At 45.6% G+C, this 18,736-nt stretch carries 16 protein-coding genes and 1 pseudogene; 13 read left to right on the forward strand and 4 right to left on the reverse strand.

The window, feature by feature from the left end; genetic code table 11:
• Positions 1 to 24 precede the first annotated feature (24 nt).
• From R8O10_RS06315 to R8O10_RS06365, 11 genes and pseudogenes are all read left to right on the forward strand, one after another.
• Positions 25 to 2,136, forward strand: a complete 2,112-nt coding sequence (locus R8O10_RS06315) for a protein-disulfide reductase DsbD family protein (RefSeq protein ID WP_318191222.1) — start codon at positions 25 to 27, stop codon at positions 2,134 to 2,136.
• Positions 2,133 to 2,648, forward strand: a complete 516-nt coding sequence (locus R8O10_RS06320; RefSeq protein WP_318191223.1) for a protein disulfide oxidoreductase — start codon at positions 2,133 to 2,135, stop codon at positions 2,646 to 2,648. The genes R8O10_RS06315 and R8O10_RS06320 overlap by 4 nt, the downstream gene beginning before the upstream one ends.
• 160 nt (positions 2,649 to 2,808) lie before the next feature.
• Positions 2,809 to 3,440 (forward strand): annotated as a pseudogene (locus tag R8O10_RS06325) (class I SAM-dependent DNA methyltransferase).
• A 25-nt stretch (positions 3,441 to 3,465) separates the two neighbouring features.
• Positions 3,466 to 4,221, forward strand: a complete 756-nt coding sequence (locus tag R8O10_RS06330) for a class I SAM-dependent methyltransferase (protein ID WP_318191224.1) — start codon at positions 3,466 to 3,468, stop codon at positions 4,219 to 4,221.
• 19 nt (positions 4,222 to 4,240) lie between these two features.
• A complete protein-coding gene (locus tag R8O10_RS06335) occupies positions 4,241 to 4,666 on the forward strand; it encodes a GNAT family N-acetyltransferase (RefSeq protein ID WP_161440840.1) in 426 nt (141 codons plus the stop codon).
• A gap of 3 nt (positions 4,667 to 4,669) precedes the next feature.
• The gene (locus R8O10_RS06340) at positions 4,670 to 5,230 is read left to right on the forward strand and encodes a GNAT family N-acetyltransferase (protein WP_213868106.1); all 561 of its coding nucleotides are present in this window, start codon (positions 4,670 to 4,672) and stop codon (positions 5,228 to 5,230) included.
• 228 nt (positions 5,231 to 5,458) lie between these two features.
• On the forward strand, positions 5,459 to 6,592 hold the full coding sequence (locus tag R8O10_RS06345; protein WP_318191225.1) for an efflux RND transporter periplasmic adaptor subunit: 1,134 nt from the start codon (positions 5,459 to 5,461) through the stop codon (positions 6,590 to 6,592).
• Complete coding sequence (locus R8O10_RS06350; protein ID WP_005385783.1) at positions 6,585 to 7,856, forward strand: TolC family protein; 1,272 nt, start codon at positions 6,585 to 6,587, stop codon at positions 7,854 to 7,856. The genes R8O10_RS06345 and R8O10_RS06350 overlap by 8 nt, the downstream gene beginning before the upstream one ends.
• Positions 7,853 to 9,067 carry an ABC transporter permease gene (locus R8O10_RS06355; RefSeq protein ID WP_239932584.1) on the forward strand — a complete coding sequence of 405 codons (1,215 nt, stop codon included), beginning with the start codon at positions 7,853 to 7,855 and terminating at the stop codon, positions 9,065 to 9,067. The genes R8O10_RS06350 and R8O10_RS06355 overlap by 4 nt, the downstream gene beginning before the upstream one ends.
• A gap of 2 nt (positions 9,068 to 9,069) precedes the next feature.
• Positions 9,070 to 10,353, forward strand: coding sequence for an ABC transporter permease (locus tag R8O10_RS06360; protein WP_318191226.1), 1,284 nt, complete (start codon positions 9,070 to 9,072; stop codon positions 10,351 to 10,353).
• Positions 10,354 to 10,375: 22 nt separating this feature from the next.
• Positions 10,376 to 11,080 (forward strand): ABC transporter ATP-binding protein, encoded by a 705-nt coding sequence (locus tag R8O10_RS06365; protein WP_318191247.1) that lies wholly within the window; start codon positions 10,376 to 10,378, stop codon positions 11,078 to 11,080.
• 66 nt (positions 11,081 to 11,146) lie between these two features.
• Here the strand turns inward: R8O10_RS06365 and R8O10_RS06370 are convergent, their stop codons facing one another.
• Positions 11,147 to 11,830, reverse strand: a complete 684-nt coding sequence (locus tag R8O10_RS06370) for a topoisomerase I (RefSeq protein ID WP_318191227.1) — start codon at positions 11,828 to 11,830, stop codon at positions 11,147 to 11,149.
• A gap of 75 nt (positions 11,831 to 11,905) precedes the next feature.
• On the reverse strand, positions 11,906 to 12,823 hold the full coding sequence (locus R8O10_RS06375) for a leukocidin family pore-forming toxin (protein ID WP_005376731.1): 918 nt from the start codon (positions 12,821 to 12,823) through the stop codon (positions 11,906 to 11,908).
• A gap of 1,101 nt (positions 12,824 to 13,924) precedes the next feature.
• Here R8O10_RS06375 and R8O10_RS06380 point away from each other — a divergent pair.
• Complete coding sequence (locus R8O10_RS06380; protein ID WP_017636059.1) at positions 13,925 to 14,899, forward strand: DUF1852 domain-containing protein; 975 nt, start codon at positions 13,925 to 13,927, stop codon at positions 14,897 to 14,899.
• Positions 14,900 to 14,929: 30 nt separating this feature from the next.
• Entirely contained in the window at positions 14,930 to 15,958 is a 1,029-nt protein-coding gene (locus tag R8O10_RS06385; protein ID WP_017636058.1) for a methionine synthase, read from the forward strand.
• Between the two features lie 623 nt (positions 15,959 to 16,581).
• Here the strand turns inward: R8O10_RS06385 and R8O10_RS06390 are convergent.
• Together R8O10_RS06390 and R8O10_RS06395 are read right to left on the reverse strand one after the other, a co-directional pair.
• Positions 16,582 to 17,601, reverse strand: a complete 1,020-nt coding sequence (locus R8O10_RS06390; RefSeq protein ID WP_053304259.1) for a DUF2955 domain-containing protein — start codon at positions 17,599 to 17,601, stop codon at positions 16,582 to 16,584.
• Positions 17,602 to 17,610: 9 nt separating this feature from the next.
• Positions 17,611 to 18,675, reverse strand: a complete 1,065-nt coding sequence (locus R8O10_RS06395) for an HlyD family secretion protein (RefSeq protein ID WP_234499420.1) — start codon at positions 18,673 to 18,675, stop codon at positions 17,611 to 17,613.
• Positions 18,676 to 18,736: the final 61 nt, after the last annotated feature.

Here is an 18,736-nt window from a genome sequence, read left to right on the forward strand (position 1 = left end):
TTTGTCTTTTAACTAGGAATCACTATGAATCAAATTACTAAACTGACTCAGTTTGCGTCCATGTTTTTTATGACGCTTGCTTTGAGTTTGCTCTCTCTGAGTGTTTCAGCTCAAACTACTGATACAGGTTGGCTGACCAACCCACAACATCCTCCAGTGCAAACGCGCTTTGTGCTCACTGGTCAACAAGATCCGCAAGCCAAAACAATCACTGGTTATTTGGATGTCAAGTTAACCGGAGACTGGAAAACTTACTGGCGTTCACCTGGTGAGGGCGGCGTAGCACCATCTATTGATTGGCAAAATTCACAAAATTTATCCAAAGTGGATTGGCAATGGCCGCACCCACAAAAATTCGAACTATTAGGTATCGAGACTCTTGGGTATAAAGGCGATACTTTGTTCCCCATGACGCTGCACGTCGAAGACATGTCCAAACCTGTCACGATTGATGCGGTACTGACACTTTCTTCTTGTACGACGATTTGTGTGTTGACGGACTATCAAATTCAATTGACGTTCTTGCCTTCTGAGCTAACAGTCGATGAAGGCGTGATGTTCAGTTACGCTCAAGCAGTGAGTAACGTGCCGCAGCCATCGCCGTTTATTGATGTTACTCAGGCGAGTTGGGATGCGAACCAATCGAAACTGCAAATCAAGCTAAAGAACAGTCAGGGTTGGCAACAACCACAAGTGCTGGTGGATGGCGTCGATGAAGCAACGCGAGACTATAGCTTCAAGCTTGAAGGAATGCATCAAGAAGGAAACATCGTCACCGCGAGCTATATCGTTGATACTTGGCTGGGCGATGTGGAGTTAGATGGTCAGTCGCTGTTTGTGACCATCAAAGACACCAATTTACTAGCAGAAGAAACCACTCAAGCAACTGCTGAGGCAATAGTTGAACCGTTGCCGAGCACGTCTCTAACGAGTGTTTTTCTATTCGCGTTGCTCGGCGGTTTAATTCTTAACATTATGCCTTGCGTTCTTCCGGTTTTGGGGATGAAGCTAAGTAGTATTGTTGCCGCTCAAGGTATCGAGCGTCGTCAAATTCGCGCTCAGTTTGTTGCCTCGTCACTTGGTATATTAACGTCGTTCTGGATTCTCGCTGGTTTTATTTTTGTGCTCAAGCTAACAGGTAATGCCATTGGTTGGGGCGTGCAATTTCAAAGCCCTTGGTTCTTAGGTTTGATGGTGTTGGTCACCACTTTGTTTGGGGCAAATATGCTGGGGCTGTTTGAAATCCGTCTATCATCGGGTACCAATACATGGCTGGCCTCGAAAGGTGATAACTCCCTAGTTGGTCACTATGTTCAAGGTATGTTTGCCACATTGCTTGCGACGCCTTGCTCCGCGCCTTTTCTAGGAACGGCCGTGGCGTTTGCCTTGGGTGCCGACGTATTAACGTTATTTGCAACTTTTACAGCATTAGCATTGGGTATGGCACTGCCTTGGCTCTTAGTCGCTGTGTTTCCAAATATCGCGCTGAAACTACCAAAGCCTGGCTCGTGGATGAATGTCGTTAAAATAGCGTTTGGCATAATGATGTTGGCAACCAGCGTTTGGCTACTTTCATTAATGGCAAATCATGTACCGATGTTATGGATTGCACTTATAGCTGTGGTTGCTTTTGTTGTAATGATGGCAAGAGTTAAGAAAGTGTATGGTGAGAAAGCGCTTGCTGTATCCGGAACTGCGTCATTAGTGTTGATAGCTGGTGGCTTATTACTTGGTAGCGTCACTGCCGACCAATGGGCGACACCGCTTCCTGAGGACTTAGCGTGGCAGAAGCTTTCTAACTCGGCGATTGAAGATCACGTCAATAATGGGCGAGTGGTGTTTGTTGATGTAACGGCAGATTGGTGTGTCACGTGTAAAGTGAACAAGATCGGTGTGATCTGGCAAGATCCTGTCTACTCATTGCTGCAAAGCCCTAATGTGGCGACGTTAAAAGGGGATTGGACACATCCGGACGGCTCGGTAACGGACTTTTTACGAGCTCATGGGCGTTACGGTGTGCCGTTTAACATCGTCTATGGCCCGGCGGCGCCACAAGGTATCCCGTTACCTGTTATTCTGACTGATGATGTTGTTTTAAGCGCGGTGAAACAAGCGAGTGGGGGAACCATTCAATGAGTTCGACAAAGCAGCGTAGAACATTCCGATATTGGCTCGTTCAAATCGTACAGATGGTGCTCATTGTCACCGCGATTTCTATCGCGATGGATTGGTATCGCACCAAAGATATTCCTAAACAGGAGGCTCCACCATTGAGCTCCGTATTGAGCGATGGTGAATACTTCGATGCAATCGCGCAAAGTTATGAACAACCTGTCGTTGTTTATTTTTGGGCTACTTGGTGTCCCGCTTGTAAATTTGTAAGCCCAAGCGTGAGTTGGCTGAGTGATGACTACACCGTAGTTGGCGTTTCTGGATCGTCGGGACCGAATGAGCGTGTGGCGCAGTTTATGAGGGCAAAAGAATATCGTTTCGAAAACATAAACGATCCTTCAAGCGATATTATGCGCGAATGGAAAATTAGCGTGACCCCAACCATTTATATTTTAAGAAATGGTGAAATTTCCTCTGTCACAACTGGCGTTACCACTCCGATAGGAATACTAGCGAGAATTTGGTTAGCTCGATAACGCTATAAAAATCCGATATTCAAAATATTGAGTATCGGATTTTTTGTTGTCCTAAACAACCAGTCGGTCACATACCATAAAGAACTAGTTAACTAATAAGTGTCTAGATGCTTATTGCGTGCTACATTCGAGCATCGTTCTGGTTATCAAGGAGGAAACGATGAACGTAGCAAAAATGTATGATGATGTGTCGGATCGCTATCAAAAGTTGGTGGATGGCAGTCACTACGTCGGTCCACGTTGGATTTCTGAGAAGTTAAAAACCTTTCCCATCGAGCAAGGCTCGGCTCTCGACCTAGCCTGTGCGACTGGCAGTATCGGCCATGTCGTAAAAAGTCACTATCCAGAACTCGCCATCCATGGCTTAGACATCTCGTCCAAAATGGTTGATAAAGCGCGCCAAACTAGCCTCTATCAAAGTGTCGCGGTTCATAATCTCGATGAGCCATTTTCCCTTTGTTTGAGCAAACCTTCGACCTTATCACCGCACTTGGTTTTACTGAGTTTCTAGCAAAGCCTCAACAACTTCTGGAGTGCATTTCGCATAAGCTAACTGCGAATGGACGATGTTTTATCAGCTTTCAATACCACGATCCGGATGGGCAAGATTTGCCTCGAAATACTTATAGTGGATCGGTCGTGCATAAGGCATATACCGAAAGTGAAGTTGAGCAACTCTGTCAGCAAGCTGGGTTGGAAGTGGTTTCCCTAGAAAATGTGATTGGTTACGTATCTGGTGTTGGTTATGTGTGTCGATACTTGATGCTAGAGCTGAAAAAGTCACACCGCTGAAATAAGTAACAAACAAGGATTGTTTTTGAAAACACAAGATTTAACCGAGTTCGGGTCTGGAATTGAATACGATGCTCAATACGACCAGCATTACCATCACGACATTGCTTTCATCACAAGGTTAATCGAAGAAACCAATGCTCGAAGTGTATTGGATGTCTGTTGTGGTTCCGGTATTGTCACGATTCCAGTCTCTGAGCAACTCAACGAAGCCATTGGCATTGATATTTCTGAAGGGATGCTCAAACATGCAAAGGACAAAGCCAAAAGCAGGAGTAACTTGCGTTTTCTTCATCTCGACGCAACCCAGTTTTCGTTAGGTAAGAAGTTTGACCTAGCCATAATGACAGGGAATGCATTCCAAGCCTTTTTAAGTGATGAGATGCTAGCAGGTGCACTGAGCTCAATATCAAGACACCTCGAAAAAGGTGGGCGATTTGTCTTCGATACGCGGTTACCAACGCCAGAGAATCTAGAACTGGATAATGAGATGGCACTGTGGCAAACCTATGTTTCTCCTACTTATGGTGAAGTGAATTATTTAGGTATGAAGGCCGAGTATGACTTGCAAACATCCATCATGTATTTGAAGAAAGAGCGCCATTTTGAAGGTGGAACGATTGAGTATTCCAGCATTGATTTAAAATATCGTCCGCTGGAAGACATAGAGGTTTTCCTTGAACAAGCGGGATTCAGAATCATAGAGAAGTACCAGTCTTGGTCAGCGCAAGTATTTGAGGCGAATGCCAACTCGCTTGTCTGTGTGGCTAAGAAAATATAAATCAATGTTGAGGGATACAATGCAAGGATTTCAAATTACTACGTCGTTAGATGACATGGATTTAGACGTTATCTACGAGTTCATTTCAAACAGTTACTGGGGAAAGGGCATTCCAAGAGAACGCCTTGAGAAGTCATTGCGCCATTCGTTCTGTTTCGCGGTTTTGGATGATGAAAATCAACTCGTTGCTTTTGCTCGGTTAATTACCGATCGTACCACGTTTGCGTACCTTGCCGATGTGTTTGTTATGGAGGTACACCGTGGTAAAGGCATCAGTAAGTGGTTGATCTCAGAAATTGTTGCTCATCCAGAACTACAAGGCTTACGCCGTATGATGCTTGCAACCCGCGATGCTCATGGGTTGTACGAACAGTTTGGGTTCACTCCTATTGCTCCAGTAGAAAACTTTATGCAAATCTGGAAACCGAATGTTTATCAGAGCTAAATCATGATGAGAGTTGAATCTCAACAAGTGGCAATCAGATACCTCAAAACAACAGACGCTGCTCCCCTGTTTGAAAACTATTTAGGCGATGAGAAAGCATGCCGCTTCCTCAATCGCCAAGCCCACCAAAATGTTAATCAAACCCTTGAAGCTATCGAAAGATGGTGTGCTCAATATGATCAAAAGTCTCCCAATCTCTTAGTCTTCGCTATTGAAGAACTCACTTCTCAAACTCCTATTGGTTGTCTGGTGCTGATACCTGAGCAAGACAGCAGTGAAATCCATTTTGGTATTTCTGCTCGCTATCGGGGAAAAGGCTATGCAACCCAAGCCTGCAAACTTGGCGTTGTCTACCTGCAAAGCTTGGGTATAACGCGCATTCGCACCGCCCCGCATATTGGCAACCACGCGAGTATCCGTGTGTTGGAGAAATGCGGCTTTATCAGCCAAGGCATTTTAAAAGCGCATGCAGTTTTTCCTGCTCTAGGACGTGAGGCGCAAGACTGTATGGATATGCGATTGGAGGATATCGAACAGCGCCATTTTGCACATTGTTCAGAATGAAATTGATAGCGGTTGAAACGAGCGGTTACAGATCTTGTCAGTCGCCATCGTAGACAGCGTCTTCGCTGAATGATTCCTCGAGATTTTTTTAGTCTTTGATTGTCAGAGGTGACTGACAAAACCATACCAACTGTGACAACCAAACCGCTATTAAAGCAGGATATTATTCCTTCAACTTTGTGTTTTAGGAGTAGTCATTAGACTACCCAATAATTGTTGGAATAAATAATGACGAAACGTTGGCTTGTCTCCGCAGTGAGCATTGCGCTGCTCGGCGGTGGTACGTACTTCTATCTCCAATCTGCTGCTCAACCAGAATTGCTGCCTACATTGATTGTGGAAAAAGGCACGATTGAAAAACAAGCGGTGGCTGTTGGTAAAATTGTCCCTGCACACTCCGTGTCTATCAAGTCACAAATCGACGGTATCGTCGGTGAAATTTACGCGAAAGTTGGTGAAAAGGTGAAGCAAGGCCAGCCGCTGGTCAAAGTGCGTCCAAACCCAACCCCCCAAGCATTAACGGATGCATCGGCAGAACTCATGCGTAGTGAAGCCGATCTGGAATCCGCCAAACAAAAACTGTCCAACTTAGAAAGCTTGGTCAAGCAGGACATTATTCCAAGTAACTACGACGAATACGTAAGTGCGCGCTCGGCAGTCAAATCTGCGCAAGCGGACGTATTGCAAAAGCGCCAGAATCTCGAACTCATCCGCAGTGGTGAGGCGTCTATCGGTGATGCGCGTTTAACGTCGACGATCTACGCGCCAATTGATGGCACGGTACTCAACCAGAAAGTTGAGGTCGGAGAGCCGATCATCTCGACTCAATCAAGCCAAGCCGCGACTGAAATGATGTCATTGGCCGACATGAACAGTCTGATTTTTAAAGGTAGCGTCAGTGAGCATGATGCTGCGCAGTTGTCTCCGGGAATGCCCGTTATGTTGACGGTTGCGCCTTATCCTGATGTGGCGATTTCTGGTGTGCTAACCAAAGTAGCGATTCAATCTGAGAACCTTAACTCACCAGAAGGCAACGCTTTGGCTAAAAGTTTTGATAACGGTTTTGAGGTTGAAGTGGGAGAACTCAAGATCCCACAAGATGTGTTGCTTCGTTCTGGTTTTTCATCGACGGCTCAAATCATTCTGAAGACTTCTGAAAACGTGCTCACGCTACCGGAGCGCGCTCTGCAATTTGATGGTGACGCACCGAATGTTCTGATCCCCGATAGCTCAGAACAAGGGTTTCATAAACAACCTGTGAAACTCGGTCTGTCAGATGGCATCAATGTCGAAGTGCTTGACGGCGTGGAGCTTGATGAAGAGGTTATCGACAACAGTATGATGGGAGCGGCGCATGGTTAAGCTGCAACGATCAACAATCGCCTTTGCATTGTTGGCTGCCACGCTCAGTTTGCCGACCTACGCAATTTCTATTGAACAAGCTTGGCAACAAGCAAAGCAGAACGATCCAAATTACGAAAAAGCGAAAATCGGCGTCCAGCTTGGCGAGGTTGGCGTACAGAGTAGCCGCAGTGCGTTATTGCCGGGTTTAAGTGCCAGTGCGTCAGCGGATTGGAATGAGTCCTCAAGCCATTCCAACAGTTACGGCGCTACCTTATCTCAAACTATTTGGGATAGCAGTTTGTGGTCGGAACTGGATCAAGCGAATGCCAATTATCTCAAAGCACAGTTAGAGCTATCTCAATCACATAACGAGCTTGCGCAGAAGTTGCTCACCGCTTACCTAGATGTGGCAAGCGCACAGGGCGACCTCAAATTGGCGCAGTCCAAGCTGGAGGAGGGGAAGGAACTTCTCAACATCATCGAGAAACGCTATCGAGCAGGCAAAGTGAAGTCGGTTGATGTTGAAGAGATGCGAGCGAATCAAGTCTCTGAGCAAGCAAGTATCCTCAATGCAAAAGCCGATCTCGAAGTGAAAAAAGCAGAGCTTGCGGCGTTAATCAATCAAATGCCGGAGAGTGTCGACCAAATTCGAACGGATTCTTTGATTCAGCCACCGATGCTGGTGGACTCTCAGGAGCAATGGCTAAAGCTGGCGAAAGACAGTAGTCCAGAGCTGTTGGTGGCGGCGCAGATGGTGAAAGCGAGCGAGTTCGCGAAAGATTCAGCTAAAGGTGGATACTACCCAACCGTCAAAGGCAGTGTGGGCTACAGCGATGGTGATAGTCGTTCAAACGGCGAGTTTAACGCTGGGATTAGTTTGAGTTTGCCGATTGACCTCAATGGTGCAGTGCGAGCGAAAGTGGACGAAGCATCGTTGAACATTTTAAGCGCCAAGCAAGATATGCGTAGAGTGGAAATTGATATTCAGAAACGAGTTATTCAGCAGTTTACGCAGGTCGATATCAACTGGAATCAAGTTTTGATAGCGAACGAGCTGGTTGAGTCGCGCGCCAGAGTGTTGCAAAGCAAAGAGAAACTTTACGACGCTGGCCTGCTTGAAGTGTCGGAAGTTATCAGCGCACACAACAGCTTGTTTGAGGCGAAAAACAGTCTGCAAACCAACTTGTACAGCTACTGGCGTAAGAGAATCGGCTTACTGCAAACCGCAGGGAAACTCGATGACGATACCATGGCGTTGATCTCTCGGGCTTTTCATTCATGAGCAGCCTATTGCAACAAACTTGGCAAACGTTGATGGCGCACCGCATGAAGAGCGTGCTAGCCATTATCGCGATTGCTTGGGGCGTGATCTCTGTGGTGGTGTTAATCGCACTTGGCGAAGGCTTTTATCGCCATCAGACCCAGTCGTTTTCATTTATGATCAACAATGTGCAAGTGGTGTTTCCGTCGAGTACCAGTAAACCGTGGCAAGGGTTACCTTCAAGGCGCCAAATTGATATACCACAAGAAAAAGTCGACACGATCAAACAGTCGGGCTTCGTGCAACAGGCGTCGAGCGTTTACGCCAAATGGGATGCGAATATCACCAATCTCAAAGGACAGAACTTATCGAGTACGGTCAGCGGTATTGACACGTCTTACTTTCCTTTAATGCAACGCAAGCTGCAATCTGGTTCGAGAAACCTGTCACCAAGTGATATGAACAACCATACTCGCGTGGCGGTGTTAGGCGATCAAATTGCGCAAATGGGCGGAATCCAAATCGGGGATAGGCTCAAAGTCAACGGCATTCCGTTTTTGGTGATTGGGATAACCGTTGGTGAGGACACTGGCATTTCATTCGGCGATAGCCGCACGGTTTTCATTCCTCAAACAACGTACCGCGATTTGTGGGATGCGAAACCTTGGATGGTATTGATGAAGCCGAGAGACGGGATGGATGCACCGTCGTTTCGACAAAATATCGTGAACTTTTTCGCCAAGCAGCTTCATTTTGACCCCAGTGATAAAGATGCGGTCGAATTACCCGATTTTAGTGAAGGTGCGGCGGTCATCAGTGGAATTTTGCGTGGCATTCAGATTTTTCTTGGAGCGAGCGGCGCGATGACCATGGCGGTCGGTGCGCTTGGCGTTGCCAACATCATGTTTTTATCTGTCACGGAGCGCACGCGTGAAATCGGTGTGCGTTTGGCGATCGGGGCGACTCAAAAATCCATACTCAGTCAGTTTATTCTTGAAGGGCTTATATTGGTAGCCGTGGGCACGGCATTAGGTCTGATGTTTTCGTATGCCGTGGTATCTGTCTTAAGCAGCATGGCATTACCGGAATGGATTGGTTTACCTGTGATCACGCCAGATTCCATTGCTTGGTCTTTACTTGTGACGCTTATCTTGGCATTGATGGCGTCGTATTTCCCAGCAAGGCGAGCATCGCGTCTCACGCCAGTCATTGCTTTGAGTGCGAGGGCTTAGTCATGTTGTTACCGATGAGACAAATTTTCCAAGAAATGGCCGCAGAAAAGCTGAGACTGGGTTTGACCATTCTAGCAGTAGCGTGGGCGACCCTTTGTATCGCTGCTATGTTGGCGGTAGGTGAGGGTATTCGTCAGGGCGTATTGAAAACCGCACAAAATGGTAACGGCAACTTGATTTATTTGACCGGAGGGATGGCCACCGTCGACCACGGTGCTTTTCACCAAGGTAAGTTTCTGACACTAAAAATGGACGATTCAGAGGTCGTTCGAGCGTTACCTGATGTAAAAAGCGTTGCGCCAACGGCGAAGTGGAAAGAGCGCATCACCGTTGGTGACAGAAGCTCGTGGCAAGAGCCGTTAGCGGTCACGAGCGAGTTTCAATCCATGACCAATTTGGTGCCGATGGCGGGGGGGCGATGGTTAAACCCACTCGATCAAAAAGAGACGCGCAAAGTCGTTGTACTGGGTTATGAACTGGCAGCCGACTTATTCAACTCGAATGAGGACTTTAGTTGGTTTGCGACAGTCACATTGCAAGTCAACCCTGTGGGGAAAAAGGTAAAAATCGGCAATGAGGAGTTCACAGTTGTGGGCGTATTGGAGAAAAACAGCGCCCAAATAGAACTGGGGGATCTTATCAACTATTCCAGCTTTGTGCCGTTAGCGACGTGGAAGCGATTTCATGTCAACGGTGAAATTGGTGGCATCAATGTGCAACCACAAGCCGATGTAAACCGAGAAGCTTTAGCAAAGACGATCAGGCAAGTGATTGCCCGTAAACACGGGGCAAGTGTCAGTGATGAACAGGTCGTCCAAGTCGATGATATGTTCCTTAAACAAAAGAGTATGCAGCAGTTTCTGATAGGTTTGCAGAGTTTTCTTGGCATTATCGGCTTCGTGACGTTAGCTGTTGCTGGCGTTGGCATCGCCAATGTGATGTATGCCACCGTAAAGCGATCTACGCGTGATATCGGCGTGCGCATGGCAGTCGGTGCAACCCCAACTGCCATTCGCATGCACTATTTAGTACAGTATTTATTGACAATGTTGATGGGGGGTGCGCTTGGGTTAGCCGTGACGTACGCGCTGGTGTCTGCCATCAGTTCCATTCCTTTAGAGGGCAATGCCTTTTATGAACAACTGGGTAAACCTGTCCCTGAGTTGTCGTGTGTCGTTGTCGCGATTGTCATCCTCACCTTAATGATCATTGGTGTGGCATCTGCATGGTTACCTGCAAACCGAGCCGCAAAAGTCAGCCCATTGGAGGCGCTACAAAGTGAATAACAACAATAACTCTGGAGAGAACATGTTGAACCAGCCGCTTGTTGAGCTAACCAACATCTGCAAATACTACTCAAGCGGAGAGGCGGAAGTACGTGCGCTCGACGGCGTTGACTTAACCATTAATCAAGGCGAGTTTCTTTCGATTCTTGGCCCGTCCGGTTCGGGTAAGTCAACGTTGATGAACATGCTCGGCTGTTTAGATAAGCCCACTGATGGCGAGTACCAACTTGGCGGCCAAAACGTCGCAAGTTTAAGTGCGAATGACCTCGCTGGCATTCGTAACCAAAAGATCGGGTTTGTCTTCCAAAGCTTTAACTTATTGGAATACGCGACGGCGCTTGATAACGTGGCACTGCCGTTGGTTTACTCTGGTATCAAAGCCAAAGAACGTCGCCAGCGCGCAGCTAAATTGCTAGAGCAAGTCGGGCTAGGGGATCGTTTAGAACATAAACCAAACCAGCTTTCTGGTGGTCAAAAGCAGAGAGTTGCGATTGCAAGAGCCTTGGTCAACGACCCTCAAATCATCCTAGCTGATGAGCCAACCGGCGCGCTCGATTCAAAATCTGGTGCTGAGATCGAAGCTCTGTTCAACCAACTCCACGCCGAAGGTAGAACCTTAATCATCGTGACGCACGATAACGCTCTGGCAGAGCGTACTAAACGCATCATCACCATCAAAGACGGCAAGGTAATTTCGGATAGAGTGCCGGTAAGTAGGGAGAAATGAGCTTTTCTTAATTGAGAACTGAGTTTTAAGGGAAATAGCGATACAGAGGCTATCTCCCTTTACTTTTTATTGGCGATGTTCGTTTTGTCTCTCTTTTATCAAGTCATGCTTTTGTTCTTTAAGTAGAGTGATTGCGAGCTTAGTGTCCTCAATCAATTTACTGTTATCGTTGAGATCTTTGCTCTTCAAAGGCAAAACTAGATAATGAATGCTGCCATCTGCATTCTGTACTCCGGTAGCGATGATGACATCACCTTCAGACGCCGTACCAAAATACTCTGATACGACTTTGGTTTCGCTGACACCGTAGCTATCCAAATAGGATGACTCCGTATTGTCAAACAAGATAGGAACCCCTTGCTTGGCTAATGTTCGCAATTGTTTTTGCTTTTGCTCGTCGAATGGATAGTCGGTCGTACTGATGTAACTTACCTGTTCAGCTTCAATAAAATCGTACAGTTCATTGCTCAGTTCATTTAATGGGGCAGATATCCAAGGTGTAGCTGGAATGACGTCGGAAGTATCATCATTGCCACTTTGTGGTGTTGGAGTGGTAACCACCTTTTGAGCAGCATCGCTCTCAGGAGGCGTTACACTTATTGTAGCAGCGTCTTCTGTCTTGATTTGCTCGTCAAGGCTTGCAACAGGTTCGGTCTGGGCATTCTTGTTATTTGAATTAATCAGAAATATGGCGAGTACTGCACCAAGTGCTAGCGCCGATCCAGTCAAGAGGTTTTTGTTACTTGTCATGTGTCATGTCTTACCGTTTATTTCATTAGTAAATACGGCGGCCACTTATTTATTCCGTGGCCGCAGGCTAATAAGTTAGTGGTAGAGATCGTCATTCCAAGAGATAGTTACGGCTCGGCTAGTCTCTGTCCATTGACTGCTATCACGATTTTTCTTCCAGGTATTTTCTGGAGTGGTATACCAGCTACACCAGTCGCGACCAAAGTAGTAATTGGTTTTTCGCCAACCAGCAACCAGCTTGACCTCTGATGTATCTAGGCCATCTTGAATGTCATTTTTTCTATATACGACGCCGACTTGTGGTTTAAAGTCTGAACGCATAACGACAGGTAACTCATTGTAATCAATCAAATTACCCATGTCACAACTGGTCCAACGATACAATAACCAGTCTTTAGCTGGCGTATTATGGCGGATAGTCTTGTTTTCAATTAACCAATTAATGCTTTCGTTAGCTTGGTTAAAATCGGCAACCGTTTGAAACTCTGGCTGGTCGTACGTTACACGGTTGCTCCAGGAGATTCCCCCACTAATATTTGGAGAAGTAGAAGCACTGAATCCAAGGTTAAAATCTAGAGACTCACTGACAGATGCCGTTGCAATGGTGTTTTCTGGAGCATGGCTCATGTGGCGTAAAGGGGCGCCATTTAAATAGCTCAGTGCCAGCTTAAAAGCCGTTGGAACGGTGTAACGGTAATCTCCCCCAGTAGCAAAACCATAGATTTGTTCTTTGTTTGGAACATTAGTCATGTCGAAGCCAGAACCGCCATTTAGGATCAACTTGGCTTCTTTAGCGCCATTTGGTAGCAAAGATTGGTTCCAGACATTTTCTAAAGAATAAATTAAGCGGATTTTTTTCGAGCGTGCATCACCATCATCAAGCTGAAGCAACGTCGAAGTGTAAGATTTTAATGTATCTTCAGCATGTGCTGGTGCTAAAGAACCAAGTAAAGCGAGTGCGATAATACTCGCGGAAAGATGCTGTTTTTCCATTATTTTTTCCTATTAGTCAGCCCATAAAGACTTTTGTTTTAAACCATCTTGATGGGCACTTTATAATTATGGACAGGTTATAAATTCAAGCTCAATAAATGAGCGGTGAAATAGTGCATCTTGTTTTTTATTAAAAAAAGAAAAAGGATAGATTCGTGGGATTAATGTCTCATAGTTTTTAAATTCACCACTCAACTATAATAAATAAGAATTTGGTTATTAAGTCTTGTCTTTTTAAGTTATTGCTTAATTTTAATTTTCTAATGTTTTGTTGAGATTTTCTATTGATAAAAGTGAATTTTATAAATGTTAGTCATGTTATTTTTAGGGTTTTTGTTATACCAAATTAAGTAAAGTATCGTTATGTGGTTATCTCGGGTTTATGGGTTTAATTCAAATTAAAACAGTGGTTTATGTTTTTTTTGTTATTATTTTTTTAGAGCTTAATGTAATAGTTTAGTAATAAAGTCCGTCAATGAAGTTGCCATGTTCGTGTATGAAGTTATATGTGCTTTTACAGCAGGAAATTAAACTTTACGTTTAAGATGGTAAAGATAGAAAAAGAAATAAATAAGATTATTAAATAATCATGTTTCGAGAATATAAAATGTAACGTACTTCTAATTAAACGAATGCTTGAATAAACGATGGAGTGTGAAAAGTGCTATTTAAGTTACGCTGTCCTATATTCCAGTTGGTGCCTTGTTCATACAATGCGTTTTCTCGGCTTAAACTGGTTTACGTACTGCTAATCTCTTATCCGTTTCTTAATTACACATATTGGCAATATGCTCGCCAAGTTACGTGTATTGGTGTCAATGAAAAACAGTATCTACGATAGCTCTCTCAGGGTTGGAACTGCCACTATGAATTTCCTTCATGTTCAATGTGAAACAATACCAATATTACTCAACTCGTGAAGCAAGTATAAAAAAAGGACTGCTCTGGTGTTAGGCACTGCGACGGTCGTTTTTTGTACGAACCGTTCGTCGTAAGTGCTGTGCAACCTAACGATTGGGAAAACCAAAAAACAAAAAATGTCCCCATGCACAGAGTTAGGAAAAGTCTGCTTTATCTAAGGAAATAGGATACCAACTCACGATGAATAACGATTTCACATTTGCTATCAAAAGCATTCGCTTTGATGAGAATTACCAACCATCAGACAACACGCGAATCACTACCAACTTTGCTAATCTGGCTCGCGGAAACTACCGCCGAGAGAATCTGCGCAATGCGCTCCGAATGATCGATAATCGTTTTAATGCGTTGGCATATTGGGATAACGCGCAAGGTGACCGCTACTCAGTTGAACTTGAAATCATCTCTGTTGATATGGATATCCAAGGTAGTGGAGAAGCATTCCCATCGATTGAAGTGCTCAAAACTAACATTGTTGATCACAACACTAACGAGCGCATCGAAGGCATTGTGGGCAATAACTTCTCTTCATACGTTCGTGATTACGACTTTAGCGTTTTGCTGTTGGACCACAACAAAAACCAGCCACAGTTCAGCATCCCAGCGAACTTCGGTGACTTGCATGGCAAACTGTTCAAAGCTTTCGTTAATTCTGAGTCTTATAAACAGCATTTCAAAAAGCTGCCAGTGATTTGTCTGAGCGTATCGGACAACAAGGTATACCGACGCACCGAAAATCAACATCCTGTTTTGGGCTTTGAATATCAGCCGAACGAATCTTCGTTGACGGAGCAGTACTTCAAAAAGATGGGCTTACAGGTGCGCTACTTTATGCCGCCAAACAGTGTTGCACCATTGGCATTCTACTTCTTCGGTGACTTGTTGAACGATTATTCAAACCTAGAGCTTATCAGCACGATAAGCACGATGGAGACATTCCAGAAGATTTACCGACCTGAGATTTACAATGCCAACGCGGTTGCCGGTAATTGCTACCAGCCAAACTTAAAAAACCTAGACCACTCGCTAACTCAAATCGTTTACGACCGAGAAGAGCGCAGCCAACTGGCGATTGAACAAGGGAAATTTGCCGAAGAGCATTTCATCAAACCTTATCAATCTGTGCTTGAACAATGGTCTGCAAATTACGCGTAAAAGATAACGAGAATCTAGAAAGGAATGACGATGAAAACACTATTACCGACTTCAACGGCTGGCAGCTTACCGAAACCTTCTTGGCTGGCCGAACCAGAAAAACTTTGGTCACCGTGGAAACTGCAAGGTGAAGAACTGATTGATGGCAAACGCGATGCGCTACGTGTCGCTTTGCAAGAACAAGAACTGGCAGGCGTTGATATCGTCAGTGATGGCGAGCAAACTCGGCAACATTTTGTGACGACCTTTATTGAGCATTTAAGCGGCGTAGATTTTGAAAACCGCAAAACGGTGACCATTCGCAACCGTTATGAAGCAAGTGTTCCGACTGTGGTTGGCCCAGTAAGCCGCACAAAGCCCGTGTTTGTTGAAGATGCCAAGTTCTTGCGTCAGCAAACTAAGCAACCTATCAAGTGGGCGCTGCCAGGCCCTATGACGATGATCGACACGCTTTATGATGATCATTACGGTAGCCGTGAAAAGCTGGCTTGGGAATTTGCAAAGATCCTCAATCAAGAAGCGAAAGAGCTTGAAGCTGCAGGTGTCGACATCATTCAGTTTGATGAGCCTGCGTTCAATGTGTTTTTCGATGATGTGAACGAGTGGGGCATTGCATGTTTAGAGCGTGCGATTGAAGGGCTGAAATGTGAAACGGCGGTGCATATCTGCTATGGCTACGGCATCAAAGCGAACACGGATTGGAAGCAAACGCTAGGCACTGAATGGCGACAATACGAAGAAGTATTCCCTAAATTGCAGCAGTCGAATATCGATATTATCTCGCTCGAATGTCATAACTCACGAGTGCCTATTGAGTTACTTGAGTTGATTCGCGGTAAGAAAGTGATGGTTGGTGCGATTGACGTTGCAACCAACGAAATTGAAACGCCAGAAGAAGTGGCGAATACACTGCGAGAGGCATTGAAATACGTTGATGCCGACAAGCTTTACCCATGTACCAACTGTGGTATGGCGCCTTTGTCTCTTGAAGTATCGACCGCTAAGCTCAATGCGTTAAGTGCGGGTGCGGAGATCATTCGTAAAGAGTTGGTGGGTTGATGTTAATACTTAGGCTCCGCACCATGAACTAAAATTAGGGTCATTCTAGCGAGTTTAAATGAGACTAGGAGTCGGTTTACTGCTCGCTAGGAAATAGCGATAACTTCCGCACTTCAAAGCACTCGGTGGGTAGATCCTGAATCACGCTCGTCCCTCGCTGTTCAGGATGACGGATGTTGGAAGATATATTGCTCGCCACAACCCTAGGTATTGGGGCAGCTCCAAGATAGGATCATTCTAGCGAGTTTAAACGAGGCTAGGAATCTGATTACAGCTCGCTATGAAATAGCGATAACTTTTGCACTTCAAAGCACGTGGTTAGTAGAACCTGAATCACGCTCGTTCCTCGATGTTCAGGATGACGGATGTTGGGAGATATGTTACTCACATACCCAACTATTTGGCTTGTATTCAAATTTGGGTCATTCCAGCGAGTCTAGACGAGACTAGGAATCTACTAACAACTCACTGGAAAATGGCGATAACCTTAGAACTTCACAGCACTCGGTGGGTAGCTCCTGAATCACCTCGTCCCTCGTTGTTCAGGGTGACCGTTTTAAATAAAAATGCCGCTCACAGTAAAGTGAGCGGCATACATTTCCCGTTTCCAGCCTCGGCCAGATTTAATTCAACTCTACGCTCTTCATCTCAGGATGCTTTAGCAACATCACACGAATCCAGTGATGCACCACCCACATCACCATCGCGGTGAGCAGAACCGCAACGAAAATCGAGCTGAAACGGTACAAGATCGAAAAGAACGCGTCTTTTTGTTCTGGCACCAACGAGGTCGTCAGCGGAACCGATAGGGCAGACATGGCAGAAAACGCGATAGCCGCTTTAATTTGCCCCTTGGTGAGCCACAAGCAGAATGGCCCCATTGCAATGGTAAAGGCGAGCCAAAAGAGTAGCCCATGCCCATACCAACTGCCCAATATCAGCTGAACAGCCATCCCTGCGATGCAGCCTAGTGCGGTGCCGATGATGCGAATTTTTGCCATGGCGAGCGAGCCCGCTAAAGTCATTGGGGTTAGGATGATCAAAATGGAAGCTTGTGCGGATAACGAGTCATATAAGTCCGCTACTTGGAATACGATAAACGCCGCCATCGCCACTACCCAACCCATGGCAACTTGGCTGATGTAGTCAATATCGCTTTTCACTGGGGTCGACATCTCAATGTGCTCGGTGTGGGACTTTGGCTCAGGGAACAACCAATACGCGAATGCGCAAACAAAAATATTGCTGAACGCCATCACCCACATGTTGACATTGAACTCTTCAATATCCATGAAGTTATAGCTGGCAAAATTCAACACAATTGAACCCACTAACAGCCCCATGTAACCAAACAAATAGGTTTTCTGGTTCATCATTGCAATGCACTTGAACAGCATAATGATTCCGACGGCTACGGTCATTAATGTTGGATGAAACTGCAAGTATTCCAGCAAAAATGTGGCTTGTATGGTTGTCCACACCGCAGAGAAAAACACGATCAATAAAGCCGAAAGATTAAAGTTGTCCATTCTGCCCAATATAAACAGCGGCATCATGATGGCAAAAAATCCGTAAGACCAACCGAAGATCATGCTTAGCGCGAGCCCTAAAGAGCAGCCGAACCAAATTCGTAAGGTTTTCATTGTCGCCGCCTAGTAAATGAAGTGGAACCAGCTTGCGAGGTGAATCTGTGCTTGCGCCATCAACTGCCAGAAAATGCTGTTGTCTGGGTACAAAACAATGGTAGCGCGAGAGCCGACAAACAGTGCTGGTGGTAACTCTTCGCTGCTGGTTAGGTTCACTCGTGTACGCTGCGCATCACGTACCCAGCGGTTGTTCACTTCCACTTTGGTTAGTGCGCCATTAGGCGTTTGTTGTGCGGCTGCTACACCGTAATCGCGGCTAGCTAAATCAAAGTCGTACACCGAACCTGGGTTGGCATCAAATGTGACCAAGGCGTGGAAAGTCTTGTCTATGTTCGCGACGGATTTTTCACGAAAATCAGCGGCTACCCAGAGTGATCCTGTTGGTACAAATGTCAGCAATGGCATGTTGGTGTTTGCCATCGTGCCAACTTCTAGTTGCAGGTTGGTCACGACACCATCACTGGGAGCGAGTACCGCGGTATTTGTCAAATCAAGTTGCGCCTTTTCGATGCCGTTTTTGGCAATTCGAACGGCGGTGCTTTGACCTTTTTGATCGCCTAATTGCGCCTCAATGACTTTTAAGTTTTGTCGTTCCGCTTTAAGCGCTGCACGTGATACCTGATTTTGGGCAAAGGCATTATCGAGTGTCGATTGAGAGATGACTTTCTGCTTCGATAGTGTCAGTAAGCGGTTGTACTCGCGGTGTGCATTATCAAATGTCGCTTGTGCGCGGGCAATATTGGCAAGAGCGGCTTCGCGTTGAGAATACAGCGTTGCTTCTTTTTCATAAGCGGATTGCAGAGACAGCTCCGCCTGTTCAAGCGCTATCTTGTATTTACGATCATCAATCGTAAACAACACATCGCCTTTTTGAACGGACTGGTTATTCTCGATGAGAACGTCGGTCACTTTACCAGATACCTCGGGTGCGACTTGGACAACGTATCCTTGCACTCGTCCTTCGGTCGTTAAGGGGGCGTGGCGGTCAGCAATGATAATGTACAAAAATAGTACGATGAACAGGACAATCAAAGTTCGCATCCAGTGTTTGAATTTTTGGTCAGCCGTCATTACAAGCTCCGTTAAACATATTGGATAGCGGATTATAGAGAAGTCACTCACAATTCAGTAG

The organism is Vibrio sp. 1727 (genome assembly GCF_033344415.1).
In the GTDB taxonomy this organism is placed as follows: domain Bacteria; phylum Pseudomonadota; class Gammaproteobacteria; order Enterobacterales; family Vibrionaceae; genus Vibrio; species Vibrio alginolyticus.